General features: G+C 65.7%; 17 protein-coding genes. 10 read left to right on the plus strand and 7 right to left on the minus strand.

Translation table 11 applies throughout. The annotated features are described in order from the left end of the window. Positions 1-259: 259 nt before the first annotated feature. The gene (locus C487_RS04965; RefSeq protein WP_006184593.1) at positions 260-583 is read right to left on the minus strand and encodes a hypothetical protein; all 324 of its coding nucleotides are present in this window, start codon (positions 581-583) and stop codon (positions 260-262) included. A gap of 110 nt (positions 584-693) precedes the next feature. On the opposite strand from C487_RS04965, the gene C487_RS04970 reads away from it, so the two are divergent. From C487_RS04970 to C487_RS04980, 3 genes are all read left to right on the plus strand, one after another. After that, positions 694-1629 (plus strand): HhH-GPD family protein, encoded by a 936-nt coding sequence (locus C487_RS04970; protein WP_006184594.1) that lies wholly within the window; start codon positions 694-696, stop codon positions 1627-1629. Positions 1630-2206: 577 nt separating this feature from the next. Further along, complete coding sequence (locus C487_RS04975) at positions 2207-2893, plus strand: helix-turn-helix domain-containing protein (RefSeq protein ID WP_006184595.1); 687 nt, start codon at positions 2207-2209, stop codon at positions 2891-2893. Between the two features lie 403 nt (positions 2894-3296). After that, on the plus strand, positions 3297-3863 hold the full coding sequence (locus C487_RS04980; protein ID WP_006184596.1) for a DUF7344 domain-containing protein: 567 nt from the start codon (positions 3297-3299) through the stop codon (positions 3861-3863). A gap of 65 nt (positions 3864-3928) precedes the next feature. Here C487_RS04980 and C487_RS04985 read toward each other — a convergent pair whose 3' ends face one another. Continuing rightward, positions 3929-4378: a hypothetical protein gene (locus C487_RS04985; protein WP_006184597.1), complete on the minus strand. Its 450-nt coding sequence runs from the start codon at positions 4376-4378 to the stop codon at positions 3929-3931. Positions 4379-4623: 245 nt separating this feature from the next. Here C487_RS04985 and C487_RS04990 point away from each other — a divergent pair, with 245 nt between their 5' ends. The 4 genes from C487_RS04990 (at position 4624) to C487_RS05000 (ending at position 7303) form a co-directional block, all read left to right on the plus strand. After that, positions 4624-5355 carry a GNAT family N-acetyltransferase gene (locus C487_RS04990; RefSeq protein WP_006184598.1) on the plus strand — a complete coding sequence of 244 codons (732 nt, stop codon included), beginning with the start codon at positions 4624-4626 and terminating at the stop codon, positions 5353-5355. A 128-nt stretch (positions 5356-5483) separates the two neighbouring features. After that, a complete protein-coding gene (locus C487_RS04995) occupies positions 5484-6749 on the plus strand; it encodes a redox-regulated ATPase YchF (protein ID WP_006184599.1) in 1266 nt (421 codons plus the stop codon). A gap of 136 nt (positions 6750-6885) precedes the next feature. Next, positions 6886-7008 (plus strand): hypothetical protein, encoded by a 123-nt coding sequence (locus C487_RS21665; protein ID WP_269150341.1) that lies wholly within the window; start codon positions 6886-6888, stop codon positions 7006-7008. 91 nt (positions 7009-7099) lie between these two features. Next, complete coding sequence (locus tag C487_RS05000; RefSeq protein ID WP_006184600.1) at positions 7100-7303, plus strand: hypothetical protein; 204 nt, start codon at positions 7100-7102, stop codon at positions 7301-7303. 38 nt (positions 7304-7341) lie between these two features. Here the strand turns inward: C487_RS05000 and C487_RS05005 are convergent, their stop codons facing one another. Further along, positions 7342-8202 carry a UbiA family prenyltransferase gene (locus C487_RS05005; RefSeq protein WP_006184601.1) on the minus strand — a complete coding sequence of 287 codons (861 nt, stop codon included), beginning with the start codon at positions 8200-8202 and terminating at the stop codon, positions 7342-7344. A gap of 95 nt (positions 8203-8297) precedes the next feature. On the opposite strand from C487_RS05005, the gene C487_RS05010 reads away from it, so the two are divergent. After that, on the plus strand, positions 8298-9986 hold the full coding sequence (locus C487_RS05010; RefSeq protein ID WP_006184602.1) for a thiamine pyrophosphate-binding protein: 1689 nt from the start codon (positions 8298-8300) through the stop codon (positions 9984-9986). Positions 9987-10002: 16 nt separating this feature from the next. Here the strand turns inward: C487_RS05010 and C487_RS05015 are convergent, their stop codons facing one another. Both C487_RS05015 and C487_RS05020 read right to left on the minus strand, forming a co-directional pair. After that, a complete protein-coding gene (locus C487_RS05015) occupies positions 10003-10866 on the minus strand; it encodes a hypothetical protein (protein ID WP_006184603.1) in 864 nt (287 codons plus the stop codon). A gap of 102 nt (positions 10867-10968) precedes the next feature. Then, entirely contained in the window at positions 10969-12396 is a 1428-nt protein-coding gene (locus C487_RS05020) for an FAD-binding oxidoreductase (RefSeq protein WP_006184604.1), read from the minus strand. Positions 12397-12571: 175 nt separating this feature from the next. Between C487_RS05020 and C487_RS05025 the strand changes: the two genes are divergently transcribed. Together C487_RS05025 and C487_RS05030 are read left to right on the plus strand one after the other, a co-directional pair. Then, positions 12572-14299, plus strand: coding sequence for an alkaline phosphatase D family protein (locus C487_RS05025; RefSeq protein ID WP_006184605.1), 1728 nt, complete (start codon positions 12572-12574; stop codon positions 14297-14299). A 184-nt stretch (positions 14300-14483) separates the two neighbouring features. After that, entirely contained in the window at positions 14484-15491 is a 1008-nt protein-coding gene (locus C487_RS05030; RefSeq protein ID WP_049907949.1) for a TIGR04024 family LLM class F420-dependent oxidoreductase, read from the plus strand. 53 nt (positions 15492-15544) lie between these two features. On the opposite strand, the gene C487_RS05035 is transcribed toward C487_RS05030, so the two are convergent. Together C487_RS05035 and C487_RS05040 are read right to left on the minus strand one after the other, a co-directional pair. Further along, complete coding sequence (locus C487_RS05035; RefSeq protein WP_049907950.1) at positions 15545-16510, minus strand: NADPH:quinone reductase; 966 nt, start codon at positions 16508-16510, stop codon at positions 15545-15547. A gap of 82 nt (positions 16511-16592) precedes the next feature. After that, a complete protein-coding gene (locus tag C487_RS05040; protein ID WP_006184608.1) occupies positions 16593-17714 on the minus strand; it encodes a pyridoxal phosphate-dependent aminotransferase in 1122 nt (373 codons plus the stop codon). Positions 17715-17742: the final 28 nt, after the last annotated feature.

Genomic DNA, 17742 nt, shown 5'->3' on the forward strand with positions numbered 1-17742 from the left:
ACGAAGAACTTCGTCGAGTCGTCAACAACAATGAGATGCTCTCACGGGATCACGCTGTGCCGGCTGTCGAGACTTCGGGGTAAACTCATACCAGAGATCAATAATAACGATGGTCGCGGTCACGATCGAGGAGACGATTTTTCATGGGCGACCGAGCGGAGTCAGAAGGCAGAGCAAAATATTGGGTGACGCACTTATCGGATCAGGCGTATCAGTTTCGTGCCTAATCCCGAATAAAGAATTATGCACTAACTACTTGTTAGAACTGGTAGCGGCGCTCGTCGTCCATCGACGGATACTGGTCCGCGCCGGTCATCTCCTCGAAGGTCATCCCCGAGAGGTACTCGTCGTAGGTCACGTCGTAGGCCGACCGGAGCTGAAAGTCGAGTTTCCCGGTGTCGACGGTCGACTGAAAGAGCATGTGGATGGCCCGCCGGACGAGTTCGTCCGTCTCCTCGGGCTCGAGGGCGGTCTCGAGCAGGGCGAGTTCGTTGCGCGTTTCACGGTCGAGCGAGACGGTGAGGTCGGCACCGATGTCGGTATACGAGTCCGAGACGTCTGCCGTGAGATCGTCGAGGCTCATACGGGATGGGACTCGAGCGGATCGGATAGGCTTTTCGTGGTCGTCGCGTCGGGGATGCCGACCGGCGCGGGACCGCTACCAGTAAGGCGTCCCAGTCGCTAGCGGGACCGATGAGTGATGCCGAGGCACCGGCCGACGAGTGGACCCTGCCCGACGACCCGGGGGCCGTTCGCGAGGCCCTGATAGAGTGGTACGAGGCCGACCACCGCGATTTCCCGTGGCGACGGACCGACGATCCCTACGAGATCCTCGTCAGCGAGGTGATGAGCCAGCAGACCCAACTGGGCCGCGTCGTTCCGGCCTGGGAAGCGTTCCTCGAGCACTGGCCGACCACCGCCGACCTCGCCGACGCCGACCGCGCCGCCGTCGTGGGGTTCTGGACGGATCACAGCCTGGGGTACAACAATCGGGCGAAGTACCTCCACGAGGCCGCCCAACAGGTCGAAGACGAGTACGGCGGCGACTTCCCCGAGACTCCCGCGGAACTACAGGAACTGATGGGGGTCGGCCCGTACACGGCCAACGCGGTGGCGAGCTTCGCGTTCAACGACGGCGATGCCGTCGTGGATACGAACGTCAAACGAGTGCTCTACCGGACGTTCGATGTTCCCGACGACGATGCGACCTTCGAGGACGCCGCGAACGACCTCATGCCCGAGGGCCGGTCGCGGGTCTGGAACAACGCGATCATGGAACTGGGCGGCGTCGCCTGCGAGCAGACGCCCCGTTGTGACGAGGCCGGTTGCCCCTGGCGCGAGTGGTGTCACGCCTACCAGACCGGCGACTTTACCGCCCCCGACGTACCCACACAGCCGAGTTTCGAGGGGAGTCGCCGGCAGTTCCGTGGCCGCGTGATCGGCACCCTTCGGGAGTACGACGAACTCGAACTCGACGCGCTCGGTCACCGTATCCGCGTCGACTACGTTCCCGGCGGCGAGTACGGCCGTGACTGGCTTACGGAGCTTCTGACCGACCTCGAGTCGGACGGACTGGTCGACCTCGAGCGCGACGCGGACGGTGAACACGTCGCCCGACTCCGGCGCTAACGCGGCCGAGCGGCCGTCGATCACGGTCCAACCGAACCCTTTCGTGTCTACCGCATCGGCGTTGGGCACTCCGAGCGGTTCGCCGTTCCCGGTCGACGACGCGGGCGACCGCTTCGACTGACGGTCGACAAGTGTTTCGTGTGACGGTGATATCGAGTCAGACGCGTCGGTACTGACGCTATCGGGCGGCTGATACCCAGCGGCAAAACGGCAAGCGGTGGCGAGCGCCGTGCATTCCCTAGCGGCCAGTTTCCGATGTGTGGCCTATCGGAAAAGTATCCGGTCTCACTTGTACGTGTCCAAACGTTGCAAGGGGTGAGAACGCCGACGTGCGGCGATTGCCGTTCACTATCGCCGTTTGCTTGCCCGTCCGGGAAAGTATCTCTTGCCGACAGTTTTTGATAGGATGAGAAGAGACGGTTTTGTGATTTCTCAGTAGAGTGTCTGAAAGCCACATATCTGGCGATAGATTATCAGTCCCGACCATTGGGCAGAAGTGACAGTCACTGGAATTGGGTTGCGGGAAGGGCTACCGGTAACCAAACCCGTCTATACGTCTCTGTGGTTGAGTCCGGTGATGACCACAGTCGTCGAACTCGGGATTTCGGCTGATCGACTCGGACTCGCCCGCACGTTCGATCGCGTGTCGGCGTTCGAATTCCAGATCGGCGGCATGATCGGTGGCTCCCCACCGCTCGTCTGGGCGAACGGCGGGGATCGCGAGACCGTTCGGCGAGCGCTCGAGGCGGACCCGTCGGTCGACGTGATCGCAAGCGTTGCCGACGACGGCGGGACGGCCACGACCGATGCCGGCCCGAACGATCGGTGGCTGTTCCGACTCGAGTTCGGGGACGGCGTGAAACTGTTCGAGCAAATCGTCACGGAAAACGACGGCGCGATCCTGACGGCCCAGGGTCGGGAGGGGCGATGGATGGTGAAACTGCTCTTTCACGACCGGGAATCGGTATCGGCGTGTCACGACCTCCTTGAGCAGTACGAGTTCGGAGCCGATGTCACCCGGATCAGTGGTATCGACGACCTCGCGAGTGCACAGACGCCCCTGACGGAAACGCAGTACGAGACGATTTGCAAAGCCCACGAACTCGGATATTTCGACGTGCCGCGGGGAGTGACCCTCAAGGAGTTGGCGGCGGAACTAGACATCTCTCATCAGGCGCTGTCGGAGCGACTGCGCCGGAGTCACGCTGCCCTCGTCAGTGCGGAACTGTCCGATCGAAGCGCACCGATGGAAATCGACCTCTGAGATGCGGTAGCAGACTCGCGGTGTCTTGGGACCCGCCAGGAACCCACTTCCGTTAGTGAACGTTCGACCCATTCTCTCGCTATTTTAGATGTGTATTCAACATCCATCCGCCAAAGTGGCCGTATTTAGGCCAATAGGTGGCCTTATCACTGAACATAGGGCCAGATACATGTCGGCGTGATGCCGACCGATCGGCGCACCGAGCGTGCCGTAAACGCCGGTGGAGCACCCGTTCTCACGTCCGGATTCGCAGTCACTCGTGGCTGTGTGACTGCGACACTACCGGACTGCTACTGGGTCGTCCCGCGACCCGGTCCCCTTCGACTCGAGCGACACCCTCTCAACTCGGATACAGGTCCGTAGCTTTATCTGTTAAGCTGAAATACACGCTCTCGAGAAAGAAGTGATCGGACGAAGCCCAACGGGAGCCATCGACGAGGCCGCTCGAGCGGTCGAGCAGGGGACCCCGTCGGACTTATCGTTGGACGACGTCTACCACCTCCTCCAGACGAAACGCCGTCGGGACGTCCTCCGATACCTCCGCGGGGTGGACGGGCCGGTTCGGTTGCGCGAACTCGCCGAACAGGTCGCCGCCTGGGAGCAGGATACGGCGGTCGAGAACCTGAGTTCCGACGAACGCCAGCGGGTGTACATCTCATTGTACCAGTCGCATTTGCCGAAACTCGACAACCACGGAATCGTCGACTACGACAAGGATCGGGGACGGGTCGAAGCGACCCCGCGTCTCTCACAGTTGGAGTCGTATCTCGAGCCCCCTCAAAAGACGGGTTCGCCCGGCCGGTGGCCACAGCGATACGCGGCGACGGTCGGCCTCTGTGCGCTGCTGGTCTGTGGAATCTGGGCGGGGATCGTTCCGGTCGCCGGCCTCGCCGGCGCGGGGATCGTACTCGCTGCAGTGACCGCCGTCACGGTCGCCCACGCGTGGTCAACCGGTGTCTTTCCCCGGTAGTCTCCCCACGACCGCTGCGAGACGGTCGATCGTAACGCTCGAACACGGAAGTCGGACGACGACCGTCAGTCGGCGCGGGACGTGACTCCCGTGGTCGGATCAGGAGACTGCTCGAGGAGCCGATGGGCGTACACGGCGACCGAAAAGTCCTGCGGGCTCGGGAGCGCACAGGCGAGCCAACCGATCGCCGCCGCAGCGAGGACCGGTGTCTCAGTCGTCACGTACCCCGCAGCGGCCAGTCCGAAGACGGGGATCGCGAGGAAGAACGGGGCCAGCGCCGCGAGCCGAAGCGTCCACGGGGGTTCGCTGCCGGTCGGACGAGGAGTGACGGCAGCCCAGGGGTGGGTCGTCAGGAGCGCGACGAGCCCGTCGGCCCGCCCGGGGAAATAGGAGACGGAGTACTCGACGCGCGCGAGTCGCAGACCCACTGCGTGTGTCCACTCGTGGGCCACCAGTCCGACTGCTACCGCCAGGACGAGCGCACAGCCAGCGACCACCACGTTCGATTCGATCATTGGAGACGCGAGATGGCCGGACCTCCCGGCGACCGGGACACCGCTCATCTCACGCATCGAGTGGATGCCCTGCTGGGAGAAGTCGCCCCGCCTGTACCAGTTGTCGTCTTAAGCCAGGGCCATCAAAAGCGCCGCTTTCGATCGGGACTGCGTTCCGTCGGTTGTGACTCCCATCCGCTTCGCGGAGCACGGCCCGCGGTGTCGCTCGGCCAAGCATTAAGTATTGACGAGTGGTAGCGCGTGACATGGCATCGAACAGTACACTCGAGTTCGGTCATGCGGACCGCAAAGCGATTTACGAGTACGTCGAACGACACGGCGCGGTCGACCCCGAGGAAACACGAGCGCGACTCGGGCTCGACCCGAGCGGATTCCGCCATCACGTCGCGATCCTCAAGCGGGACGGCCGAATCGAGGCGGAAGACGGGACGCTCAGGGTAACCATCGACGCGGGTGCCGAAGAGGAGTACGTCTCCGCGGACCTCGAGTTCCACATTCGGCCGGCCCGACAGGAGGACCTGACGGGGATCGTCGGGGCGATCAGACGGGTCGCCGAGGAGAAGACCTACATCGAAGCCGAGACCGTCGCCGACGAGATCGACCACGAGGAGGCGCTGCTCCGACACAACGAACTCCAGTCGCGGATGTTCTTCGTCGCCACGGTCGAGGACGATGTCATCGGCTGGGTGCACCTCCACGCCCCGGAGATAGAGAAGCTGAGCCACACCGCCGAACTCACCGTCGGGGTTCTGGAGGACTACCGCGGCCACGGCGTCGGCTCGCACCTCCTCTCGCGGGGCCTCGAGTGGGCCGGCTCCAACGGCTACGAGAAGGTCTACCAGAGCGTCCCGTCGATCAACGAGGAAGCGATCGCATTTCTCGAGGAACACGACTGGGAGACCGAGGCGGTTCGGGAAGATCACTACAAACTCAACGGCCATTACGTCGACGAGGTGATGATGGCCGTCGAACTGTAGTTTCCCTCGGTTCAACTCGTCGGAGTTCAGGGAGCGCTCTCGCCAGTCTCAGGTCTTCCCCCTCGCTCGCGACGGCCGGCACCGGTCGAATCGAAAGACAATTCCTGTCGACGGCGCTACGCCAGAGCATGCTTTCGATCGCACTTGCCGGGAAACCGAACGCCGGCAAGTCCACGTTCTACACCGCGGCGACGATGGCGGAGGTCGACGTCGCCAACTATCCGTTCACGACGATCGACGCCAACCGCGGGGTGAGCTACGTCCGGACCGAGTGTCCCTGCCTCGAGCGCGAGGAGCGCTGTAACGCCGAGAACTGCGAGGACGGCAAGCGCTACGTCCCGATCGAACTGCTGGACGTGGCGGGGCTGGTACCCGGCGCTCACGAGGGGAAGGGCCTGGGCAACCAGTTCCTCGACGAACTCACCAACGCGGACGTGATCGTCAACGTCGTCGACGCCTCCGGTGGCACCAACGAGAAGGGCGAACCCGTCGACATCGGCGACCACGACCCGCTCGCGGACATCGACTTCATCGAGGAGGAGATGGACCTCTGGCTGGCCGGCATCGTCGACCGTAACTGGGAGTCGGTCGAGCGCAAGTCCCGCTCGCCCGATTTCGACATCGACGACGCGCTGGCGGATATGCTCTCGGGCTTTGGCGCGTCGCCGAAACAGATCGCGATGACCCTTCGGGATCTCGACTATCCCGACGACCCAATCCAGTGGGAGGACGAACACCGCGAGGCGCTCGCACGCGACGTTCGCCGGCGGACTAAACCGATCGTCGTCGCGGCGAACAAGATCGACGTCGCCCCCGAGGAGAACGTCGAGCGCTTGCTCGAACTGGACAAGCCCGTACTCCCGACCACCGCGGAGGGCGAACTCGCCTTGCGCCGGGCCGCCGACAACGGCCTCGTCGAATACGATCCCGGCGACGAGACCCTCGAGNCCACCGCGGAGGGCGAACTCGCCTTGCGCCGGGCCGCCGACAACGGCCTCGTCGAATACGATCCCGGCGACGAGACCCTCGAGATCGGCGACGACGTCAGCGACGCCCAGCGGGAGGCACTGACGGACCTCGCGGACACCATGGCCGAGTGGGGTGGCACCGGCGTACAGGCGGCCCTCGATCACGCTGTGTACGACCTCCTCGAGCACCTCACCGCCTACCCGGTCGAGGACGCCTCGAAGTGGTCCGACGGCAGCGGCAACGTCTTGCCCGACGCCTTCCTCCTACCCGAGGGCTCGACACCGGTCGATCTCGCATACAGCGTCCACTCCGATATCGGCGACGGCTACCTGCACGCGGTCAACGCGAAGTCCAACCGTGAGATCGGCGAGGAGTACGAACTCGAGGAGGGCGACGTGATCAAGATCGTTTCGACGGCGTCGTGACGACTGGGCGTGCGTTAGTTTCCGTGAAGATCCGGGTGACTCTCCTCACCATCCGTCACAGGTTCTTCGGCGTCGATTCCCACTCGGTTCCGTCGTCAGGCGGACGATTTATGCCCGGATTCATGATGGGGGTCTGGTGGATGAGATGCTCTCCGCCGACGACGTCACGCGCGAAGCGGCGACGCGGAATAGCGACCCCGATGGGACGGTTCCCCGGACGAGCGACATCCGGGACGGCACGGACTATCGCGGCCGCTGACGAGTAGAGACGTGCTTTTGTCCGGTGGCGACCTACATCTCGCATGACTCCTCGTCAGACGGACGCTTCCGAGTCCCGACGCGACCGAACGATGGCGGCACAGGTGGCCGCCCTCGAGAACCGACTCGAGGGGGCCGAGTACCAGCAGCGCCTGCTTCGGACCACGGTCGCCGGGCTTGCACGCGAGGTCGGCTGCTCGCTGGGCTGCCAGTGCAGCCGTTGTGAGGGGAGCTACACGTTCGTCAAGGATGGGAGCATGTACTGTCCTCGCTGTGGGGACCGGGAACCCCTGTAAGGCGGTCGATCCGTGCGGGGCTCTCCGCCCTCGAGCGCTCAGACGAAACGGCCGATCGGATCGAACCGGACGGCGGCCACGAGGACGGCGAGGAAGACGTAGGACCCCCGAATGAGTAGCATGGTCGCGAGTTCGGGGTCGGCCCGCCGCGCGACGGCGGCGACTGCAGCGAAGGCCAGCGCAGCGAGCAGCGCCGTCAGCGGGAAGACGCGAGCGACGGCGAAGACGACGACGGCCGCCAACGCGACGACCATCAACCCGTACGCGATATCGTAAGCACGACGGGGACCGACCGCCACCGCAACGGTTCGCTTCTCGATCGACCGGTCGTAGGCGTAGTCCTGTGCGTCGTCGATCACCTTGACCCCGGAGAGCAGCGCGAGGAAGACGACGGCGAACCCGAGCGGGACGACGGTGATCGTTCCCGCCTGCACGTAAAACCCACCGAGTACCGAGAGGGCGATGCCCAGCGGGTAGCCGGTCGTCGCCGTGACGGGGTTGGTGTCGAGTTGGGGTGCATGGTGGTAGGCGATCAGCCACGTCGGGACGACGACCGCCAGCACGAGGACATCGACCAGCGCCGCGAGCAGGAGACAACAGCCCGCGAACGTCGCCGTCGACGCCGCGAGCCCGAGCCGGCAGCCCCGTTCGGTCAGCGGGTGGTCGTCGTCCTCCCCGCGGACGTGGAAGTCGACGTAGCCGTCCTTGACGTGGGCCGTGTAGACCGCCGCGAACATCGCGAGGACGTGGATCGCCGCGAGAATCGGATCGATGCCCCCCGCGAGGATCGCGCCGAACAGCGACGCGGCGATCGGCGGCGTCATGAAGACGGGATGGACCTGCGACCAGTACGCTCGAGCGACCGCGCCCGACCCCGTCCCGTCTCTCGCGAGGGTCATACCGGGACGACAACGAACTGACGGATAATACCCGGGGCGGGCGCTACGGTTCCGAAACACACAATTTGATGTGGTGTGCCGTGCCACGAGGGTGCATGACGGATGGTTACACCGGTGCGGACCTCTTCACTGACGCTCTGGCGGCCTACGGCGTCGACTACGTCTTCGGCAACCCGGGGACGACCGAACTCCCGATCATGGACGCGATCGGGGACAGCGACCTCGAGTATCGCCTCGGACTCCACGAGGACATCGCGGTCGGCATGGCCGGCGGTTACGCCCAGCGCCGGCGCTACCACGCCCATCACGACGACTCGATCACCCCCGTCGGCGTGGCGAACCTCCATATCGCGCCGGGGCTGGCCCACGGGCTGGGCAACCTCTATGCGGCCAAGATCACCGGCGCACCGCTGGTCGTGACCGCGGGTAACCACAGCACCGACTTCCGCCACGAGGAGCCGATCCTCTCGGGTCGGCTCGCGGACATGGCCCGCGAGTACTGCAAGTGGTCCGACGAGGTACTCGACGTGTCGGCGCTGCCGACGATGCTCCGGCGGGCGTTCCGGGTCGCGATGACCCCGCCGACCGGGCCGGTCTTCCTCGGCCTCCCGCTGGACGTGATGCTCGCCGAAACCGACGCCAAGCCGGACCGGCTGGGCCCGGTTCCGAACGCGGGCAGCGGTGATCCCGTCCAACTCGAGCGCGCGGCCGACCTGCTGGCCGAGGCCGACGAGCCGGTACTGGTCGTCGGCGATCACGTCGCCCGCTCCGGGGCGGACGCCGTCGCCGCGGCGGTCGAGTTGGCGGAGGCGACGGGGGCTCGCGTCCACGGCGAAATCCTCTCGTGTGAGGTCGACTTCCCGACGGACCACGAGCAGTGGGTCTCGTATCTGCCGACCAGCGAGGGGGCCGCGTCCGCGCTGCTGGACACCGATACGATCTGCTTTGCCGGCGTCTCGACGAACACGACGCTGACCCGCCACGAGGAGGCGCTGGTCGATGCCGACACGACTTGCATCCATCTGAGCGACGATAGCTGGCAGGTCGGGAAGAACCAGCCCGCCGACGCGGCCGTGATCGGCGACCCGGGGCTGGTCATGCGGGGGCTTACCGAGCGCGTCCAAGCGATCCTCTCCGAGGATGTCGTTGCCGATCGTCTCGAGGCCGTCGCCGAGATGGCGGAGCTGGTCGAGTCCCGAATGGCCGGTTCCGGCGACGCCGAGGGGGACGACCCGCGGGCCTCGAAAGCCCAGTTGGTCGACGCGATGGAGCGGGTCGCGGGCGACGCCGCGATCGTCGACGAGGGTGTCACCTCGAAGTACGCCATGCTGACGCGGTGGGAGCTCGAGCCGGAGCAGTACATCTCGAACAAGGGCGGCGGGCTGGGGTACGGGTTACCGGCGGCGGTCGGTGCCGCCGTCGCCGAGGAACAACGCGACGAGCCCCGCGACGTGGTTGGCTTCATCGGTGACGGGTCCTACCAGTACTATCCTCACTCGATCTATAGCGCCGCTCGCTACGGGCTGGACCTGACGGTCGTCATCTCGGACAATCGCAACTACCGGATCCTGAAGGACAACACGCTGGACATCATGGGCGGCGAGGAGTCGGATTACGAGTTCGTCGGGATGGACTTCGATCCCGCGGTCGACCTGGTGAAAAACGCCGAGAGCCACGGTGCGCGTGCCGAACTGGTCGAGACGCCCGACGAGATCGAGGACACGCTCGAGGCGGCACTCGCTCGCGAAGGGCCGGACGTACTCGACGTGCTCGTCCACGACTGAGTCCCGGTCGCGCAGGTTACGCGAGGAACTGGCGGTAGTGCTCGCTCATTACGGCTCGAGACGTGTCCGAGAACGCGGCGACGTAATCCATGTTGAGGACGGACCACGAGTCGTCGACCGGGTCGGCGGTGTCGTCGATCGCTCCCTGCTGGGTCGCAAACTGGTGGTTCCGCGGTGTGTTTCGGCTTTCCCGTGCCGAATAGCCCGTCGCCATCACGGTGATCCCGTGGTGGGTGAGCCAGCCGCTCGCATCGGGATGGTCCTGTGCACCACAGCTGTGTGCCCGCACCACCGGCGAGGGATCGTCTGCGGTCGCGTCAGCCGGGTAGTGTGGGACGTCGGCCCAGCCGATGACCGCGTGGCCACACTCGTGTGCGGCGAAGTTCCGCCGCAAGTCCTCGGGCGTCCCGATGCCGAATCCGAGCCCGGACGCGATTTCGGTGTTGACGTAGCCGTACGCACCGGGGTCGTCGTCACGTCCCCCGTCGTGTCCCGCATAGGATCGCATCGCACCTGCGGACGTCCTCCCGTCCCCGATGACGAACAGCGTGATCGTGTCGGGCGTCCGGTCGGGTCGAAGCCCGGCGTCTTCGATCGCATCGAGGGTCGCGGTGTGTGACGCCGAAATCTCGAAGTCCGCGACCGACACCTCGTCGGTCGTTACCGTCGCCGTCCCCTCGGTCGCGTCCGTCCACGTGTCGGCGAACAAGGTCGCTCCGTCGACGATAGCACTCATCGCACCGTCGGTCGAGGGGACCGACTCGTGACGAATGAGTTCGACCGTGAGGGCACTCTCGCCCGCGTCGGCCGACCCGGTCGCGGGGACGACGGCGATGCCGGCGGCTAGACTGGCACTCGATAGGAACTCCCGGCGTTTCATTATCGACCGTAATTCGGTGCGAGACGTATAAAAATCGGTGGCCGAACGGGTGGATAGCGAGCCGTTCGCCGCTCGAGCACGACTCGAGCGTGCCAGCCACGCTCATCGCTCCGCCTCGGTGAGCCGCTCGCCGTCGGCCGTTTCGGGGAAGATCTTCCCCGGATTGAGCGTGTCGGTCGGGTCCAGTGCGCGTTTAACCGCCCGCATGGCCTCAACGGCCCCGGCCCCGTGCTCCGGCTCGAGGTAGCGCTGTTTTCCCTCGCCGATGCCGTGTTCACCCGTCGCAGTCCCGCCGAGTTCGATCGCGAGGGAGACGATCTCCCGATAGAGGTCCTCGCCGCGGGTGCGTTGCTCGGGGTCGTCCGGATCGACGAGGACGCTGTAGTGGAGGTTGCCGTCGCCCGCGTGCCCGAAGCAGGGGACGAGGAGGTCGTACTCGTCGGCGAGGCGCTTCGTCTCGCGGACGATTTCGGGGTAGGAACTGATCGGCACCGTTACGTCGCCGGGATGGAGCGGCTCGAGATCGGGGTCGTACGCCGAGACGGCGTAGGCCATCTCCCGGCGGGCCTGCCAGAGGGCGGCCATCTCGGCGTCGTCGTCGCTCATCTCGAAGCGAGCGACATTATGATCCTCGAAGATCGTCCGGCAGAGGTCGATCTCCGTCTCGACGCCGTGATTCGCGTGGAACTCGAGGAAGACCATCGGCGCGTCGGGTAGCTCGCTCCCGAGATACTCGGTGGCCATCGTCGCGCTCAGTCCGTCCACGAGTTCGATTTTGGCGACGCCGACATCGGTCCGGACCGCGTCGAAGACGGCCTCCACAGCGTCGTCGAGGGTTTCGAAGATGGCTCGTCCGCCGCGAACCTGGTCGGGTCGGCCGGCGAGTTCAAGCCTCGCTTCGGTGACGACCGCCAGCGTGCCCTCGCTGCCGACGATGAGATCGGTCAGGTTGTAGCCGCTCGAGGTCTTGATCGCCCGCGAGCCCGTCTCGATGACGGTGCCGTCGGCCAGTACTGCCTCGAGACCGAGCACCCAGTCGGCGACTTCGCCGTACCGGACCGTCCCCATTCCGCTGGCGTCCGTCGCGATCATCCCGCCGATCGTCGAGATGTCGCCCGAGGAGGGCAACGGCGGGAAAACGAGGCCGTCCCCGGCGACGTACTCGTCGACATCCGACCCGATGATCCCCGGCCCGACATCGATCTGGCGGTCCGCGGGCCGGTAGTCGACGACCGCGTCCATCCGCGTGAGATCGAGGCTGATGCCGCCGTGGGCGGGGACGGCGTTGCCCTCGAGCCCGGTCCCCGCGGCGTAGGGCGTCACCGGGACGCCGTGGTCGGTCGCGGCGGCCAACACCGCGGACACGTCGGCCGTAGACGCCGGCCAGACGACGGCGTTCGGGAGTACGCCCTCGTCGTCGAGTCGCTCCGTCCCGTAGTCGGTCGCGTGGGATTCCCGTCGCTCGTCCGCGACGGAAATCCGGTCAGCCGCGAGGGGGAGGCCCTCGAGAAACGAGCAATCGAATGTCATATGATAGCATTGGATACGGATCGTATCAACGTTTCCCATTGATTCGCACGCGGTCCCGCTCGAGGCGCTCTCGTGAATCCAGGGCTATATATTCCCCGTAGCTAACGCTATAATCACGGTCTCTAACATAGATAAATTATAATAGAATTTAACTGAATCATGCCAGCTCAATCGTATGCCAGAGCAAAATGGCACACGGCACCGGACGGACCGACGCGGCTTCCTCGAGAGTATCGGCACCACCTCGGTGGCTGGCGGCCTCGCGGCGATTCTCGCCCAGCGTGATATCGTCCAGCCGGTCGCCGCGGCGTCGGCGACCGATCGGAGCGTCTTCGCCGTCGACGGGGCAGCCGATCCCGACACGACGTTTCCGCAGTCGGTCGCCAGCGGCGGACCGACCTCGAGCGGCGTTCTTCTCTGGACACGGATCGCCCCCGGCGCAGTTGTCTCCGGGGAGCCGGTCGGTGTACAGGTCGCGACCGACGACGGTTTCGAGGATCCGGTCTACGAGGGAACGGTCCCTGCCGATCGACTCTCGAGTACACACGATTACACGGTCAAAGTCGATCTCGACGGCGTGCTCGAGTCGGATCGCCGCTACTACTATCGGTTCGTCTACGACGGCGTCGCGACCCGGACCGGTCGCTGTCGGACGCTGCCGGCGGCCGGCGCGAGCCCCGACTCGCTGTCGTTCGCGGTCCTGACGTGTCAGGACTACCAGAACGGATACTACGGAGCCTACCGCCACATCGCGGCCGAAGACGTCGACTTCGTCGTCCACCTCGGCGATTTCATCTACGAGTCCGCCGACGGTGCCTACACCTCGCCGACGACGGACATCAAGGACGGGCGCGACATCGACCTCCCCAGCGGCGGCGATCTGGCGGAGTCCCTGGCCGACTTCCGGACGCTCTATCGGACCTACAAGGGGAACGAATTCCTCCAGGAGGGACTCGAGCAACACACGGTTATCCACGGCTGGGACGATCACGAGATCGGCAACAATCGATACTGGGACGACGAAGCGGATGCGCCGGTGTTGCCGGACATGGACGGCGGCGAGCGGCCCGAGCGGGCGATGGAGATCACGGCCGACGGCATTCAGGCGTGGGTCGAGTACGTTCCCGCCCGCGTCGAGTTCGATCCGAGCGAGTCGGCATTGCAGGACCAGCTCCGATTGTGGCGGGACCTCCAGTTCGGTGACCTCGTCGATCTGACCGTCACCGACGAACGCCTGTACCGCGATGGGCCGCCTTGCGGCGACGCCCGGATCACCTGCACGGAAGAGGAAGCACAGGGGCGGACGATGCTCGGCCGCGAACAGAAACAGTACTTCAAGGACTGGCTCAGTGAGTCCGACGCTGTCTGGTCGGTCTGGGCCAACGAGGTGCTGACGATGCCCCTGACCGTCGGCGACAACTGGTCACAGATCGAACTGCTCCACGACTCGTGGGATGGGTTCCAGTACGAACGCTGGGAACTCATGCAACACGTCGCGGACGTCGATCCGCGCAACTTCGTCGTCCTGACCGGCGACCTCCACGCATCGCTTGCCGGCTACGTCAAAGCAGGCTACGGCGAGATCGAACCGCTCCAGACGTACGACCGCATCGGCGTCGAACTGATGACCCCCGCTATCACAAGCGTTAACGCCGCCGACGTAGTCGATTTCCCGAGTGACTGGGACGACGACGCGCTCGCGGAGTTGACCAAGGGGCAAAACGACCACCTCGAGTACGTCGACTGGCATCAGCACGGCTACGCCGTCGTCGAGTTCACGCGCGATCACTGTACGTACACCGTTTACGGCGTCGACAAAGACGCGGACCCGCGGGATGCCGAGCGGTCGACCCTCGCCCGATATCGTACCCCGGACGGCGACCCCGTCCTCACGGAACGATAGGCACACGGTCGGTGGGTCGCCTCGAGCGGTTCGCCGGCGCTGCGACGACCGGCGACGAGCCAGTCTGTGATCGGTCGCGCGTGCGACTGGACGGAAACGCTACAATTTTATGTGAGTGCGTGACGCGGTGGATGGTGATGAGAGCGCGATCCACGACTCGCGTGCCGAGACGGAGGAAGAGCCGATGAACGCCGAACTGGATCTCCTGGTCCGACTCGGCGACTACGACGAGCCACAGGGTGTCGCCGATCGCGCCGTCCAGGCGGAAGCGCTCGGATTCGACCGGATCACGGTCGGCGAGACGACCGGCTGGAACATCGTGCCGCCGCTGACGTTGGCCGCCGACCGGACCGAGGAACTGGGCATCTCCAACGACGTCATCTCGCCGTACGGGCGAACGCCGTCGATGCTCGCCCAGACGGCGCTCACGATGCAGGCGGCCGCCGACGGCCGCTTCCGGTTCGGGATCGGCCCGAGCTCGCCGGCGATCACCGAGCGCTGGCACGGCCAGGAGTTCGATCGACCGCTCCGTCGGACCCGGGAAGTGATCGAGATCATGCGAGGGGTCTTCGAGGACGGCACTCCCTCCTACGACGGCGAGATCTTCGAGATCCCCGGTCTGGACTACGAGCGCGGGCCGAGCGAGAATCCGCCGCCGATCGACGTCGGGACCCTCGGCCCCAAGGCCACCGAGATGGCCGGCCGCTTCGGCGACGGGTGGGCCCCGCAACTGTTCACGAAAGACGGCCTTCGGAATCGGCTCGAGGACCTGGAACGCGGGGCCGAACTCGGCGGCAAAGACCTCTCGGACCTGCGAGTGGCCCCGATCGTCCGCGGCATCGCCTCGGCGGACCGCGAGGAAGCACGGTCGAAGGCCCGCAGCACTGTCGCATTCCTGCTCGGGGCCTACGGTCCCTACTACGGGAACTCGGTCGCCGAGCAGGGGTATCCCGATGTCGTCGACGATATCCGGGCCGCCTGGGAGGAACGGGATACCGACGCGATGGCTCGAGCCCTGCCGGCGGACGTCCTCGACGAACTGGCCCCCGCGGGCACGCCCGACGAAGTCCGCGAGTGGGTCGCGGACTACGGCGAGATCGACGGCGTCGACGCCGTTCGTGTCGGGTTCGTCAACGGGATGTCCGAGGAGGACAAGGAAACGACGATGGAAGCGGTCGCCGACCTGTCCTGACCTCGTCCGGGATTCGGCTCCACTCCCACGCTCGCGGCGCACCTGCGATGGTCCTACGGTTCGATGACGAGCTTGCCGAGGACGCTATCGTTCACGACCGCCCGCTGTGCGTCGGCTGCCGCCTCGAGATCGTAGGTTCGTGCCACCTCGATCGAGAGCGCGCCGGTCTCCATGAGGTAAGCGACGCCCCGGAGCGGCACGCGGAGGTCCGGCGTGTTGAACATGCTCATGAACTGGTAGGAGACGTCCTTCGATCGGGCCGCGCCATCGTTCGAAAAGCCCGGATCGGGACTGTTCTCGCCGATGCCGACGACGCGAGCGCCCGTTGTGGCGACGTCCGCGTCGAACTGCAGGTAGTCGTCCAGCCGATGGTCGAGGATCGCATCGACGCCGCCGTCGGCGGCCGCCCGGACGGCGTCGGCCAGGTCGTCGCGGCCGTAATCGAGGACGGTCTCGGCCCCGTACGCGGCGAGCGCGTCGTGGTACTCGTCTGCTGCGGTCGTGATAACCCGTGCGCTTACGGCGGCCGCGATCTGGACGGCCGCGTGGCCGACGCCGCCGGACCCGCCGTGGACCAGACAGTATTCCGCGGGACTCACGTCGGCGTGGTCGATCAACGCGCGCCAGGCGGTGACGGCAGCGACGCCCGCGGCACCCGCTTCGGTCACGTCGACACCCTCGGGGAGGTGAACGACGCGATCGATCGGAACCGTCGCGTACTCGGCATAGGACCCCTGAAACCCACCGTTTCCGATCCCGGTCCCGTAGACGCGGTCACCGTCCTCGAAGTTCTCGACCGTTGAACCCGTCTCCACGACGGTGCCCGCGAAGTCGACGCCGGGCGTGAACGGCACGTCGACCGGCGCGTACGACCCGTCCCGAAAGTAGGTATCGACGGGATTGACACCCACGGCCGCGACCTCGATCAGGAGTTCGTCCGTGGCGGGCTCGGGTCGGTCGACCTCCTCGACCTGCAGTACGTCCGCATCACCGTGCTCGTGAAGGCGTACAGCTCGCATCTCGTTCGTATCCACGAAGCGGGACGATAAAACGGTACACCCGACGCCTTCGCGAGACGACCGGCACGAATCCGCCGGACCGCTATCGAACCGCCGTCGTCGCGGCGTCCATAATCTCGAGCGCCTCCTTCAGTTCCTCCGTCCCCGTCGCGTACGAGAGTCGGGCGTAGCCCTCGCCGTTCGACCCGAAGGCCTCGCCGGGGACGACGACGACGCCGCGCTCGAGTACTTCGTCACACCAGCCCTCGGGTACTTTCGGCATCGCGTAGAAGGCTCCCTCGGGCGTGGGCACCTCGAGGCCGGCGTCAGTCAGTCCATCGAGGACGAGATCACGGCGCTGCTCGAACGTTTCGACCATCTCTCGGACCGGCTCTTGAGGACCAGTCAGCGCGGCCTCGGCGGCGTACTGCGCGGGTGCGGAGGCACAAGCCTGTCCGTACTGGTGGACCCGGAGCATGCGTTCGATGCGGCGGTTGGAGCCGACGACCCAGCCGAGCCGCCAGCCGGTCATCGAGTAGGTCTTCGAGCAGGCGCTGACGACGACGACGTTGTCCGTTTCGGCGAACTCGAGCGGCGAGTGGTGTTCGGCATCGAAGACGATGTGTTCGTAGACCTCGTCGGAGAGGCAGAGTACGTCGTGTTCGTCGGCGATGCGGGCGAACTCCTGCATGTCCGCTTTGCTTTGGACGGCTCCGGTCGGGTTCGCGGGGCTGTTGACGATAAACGCCGCCGTCTCCTCCGTAATGGCGTCCTCGACCGCCGCGGGGTCGAGCGTCAGATCGTCTCGCAACCCGACCGGCTTCGGCGTTCCGCTGGCGATGTGGGTCAACGCGTCGTAGGAGACGAAGCCGGGATCGGGGAAGATGACCTCCTCGCCCGGATCGACGTGGGCCTCGAGCGCGAGGTGCAGCGCTTCGCTGCCGCCGGCGGTCGCGATCACGTCTTCGGAGTCGATCTCGAGGCCGTAGTCGCGGTCGTACTTGGCCGCGATCGCCTCCCGAAGCTGGGGCGTACCCTTGTTCGAGGTGTAGGCGTCGGACCGCCCGGACTCGATCGCCTCGATGGCCCCGCGGCGGGCGTGGGCGGGCGTCGGGAAGTCCGGCTGGCCCAGCCCGAGGTTGATCGCATCCTCGTCCGCGGCCTCGAACACTTCGCGGATACCGCTGATCGACACCTGTTCGACTCGAGTTGCGAATTCGGTCATGGCTAAACGGGAGGTGCCGACCCCGATA

Origin of the sequence: Natrinema pallidum DSM 3751 (assembly GCF_000337615.1) — an archaeon.
Lineage (GTDB): Archaea > Halobacteriota > Halobacteria > Halobacteriales > Natrialbaceae > Natrinema > Natrinema pallidum.

Bases quoted from the DNA above. Each gene is read 5' to 3' on its own strand.
- C487_RS04965 (WP_006184593.1), bottom strand. From the start codon at position 583: ATGAGCCTCGACGATCTCACGGCAGACGTCTCGGACTCGTATACCGAC.
- C487_RS04970 (WP_006184594.1), top strand. From the start codon at position 694: ATGAGTGATGCCGAGGCACCGGCCGACGAGTGGACCCTGCCCGACGAC.
- C487_RS04975 (WP_006184595.1), top strand. From the start codon at position 2,207: ATGACCACAGTCGTCGAACTCGGGATTTCGGCTGATCGACTCGGACTC.
- C487_RS04985 (WP_006184597.1), bottom strand. From the start codon at position 4,378: ATGATCGAATCGAACGTGGTGGTCGCTGGCTGTGCGCTCGTCCTGGCG.
- C487_RS04990 (WP_006184598.1), top strand. From the start codon at position 4,624: ATGGCATCGAACAGTACACTCGAGTTCGGTCATGCGGACCGCAAAGCG.
- C487_RS05000 (WP_006184600.1), top strand. From the start codon at position 7,100: ATGGCGGCACAGGTGGCCGCCCTCGAGAACCGACTCGAGGGGGCCGAG.
- C487_RS05005 (WP_006184601.1), bottom strand. From the start codon at position 8,202: ATGACCCTCGCGAGAGACGGGACGGGGTCGGGCGCGGTCGCTCGAGCG.
- C487_RS05010 (WP_006184602.1), top strand. From the start codon at position 8,298: ATGACGGATGGTTACACCGGTGCGGACCTCTTCACTGACGCTCTGGCG.
- C487_RS05015 (WP_006184603.1), bottom strand. From the start codon at position 10,866: ATGAAACGCCGGGAGTTCCTATCGAGTGCCAGTCTAGCCGCCGGCATC.
- C487_RS05020 (WP_006184604.1), bottom strand. From the start codon at position 12,396: ATGACATTCGATTGCTCGTTTCTCGAGGGCCTCCCCCTCGCGGCTGAC.
- C487_RS05025 (WP_006184605.1), top strand. From the start codon at position 12,572: ATGCCAGAGCAAAATGGCACACGGCACCGGACGGACCGACGCGGCTTC.
- C487_RS05030 (WP_049907949.1), top strand. From the start codon at position 14,484: ATGAACGCCGAACTGGATCTCCTGGTCCGACTCGGCGACTACGACGAG.
- C487_RS05035 (WP_049907950.1), bottom strand. From the start codon at position 16,510: ATGCGAGCTGTACGCCTTCACGAGCACGGTGATGCGGACGTACTGCAG.
- C487_RS05040 (WP_006184608.1), bottom strand. From the start codon at position 17,714: ATGACCGAATTCGCAACTCGAGTCGAACAGGTGTCGATCAGCGGTATC.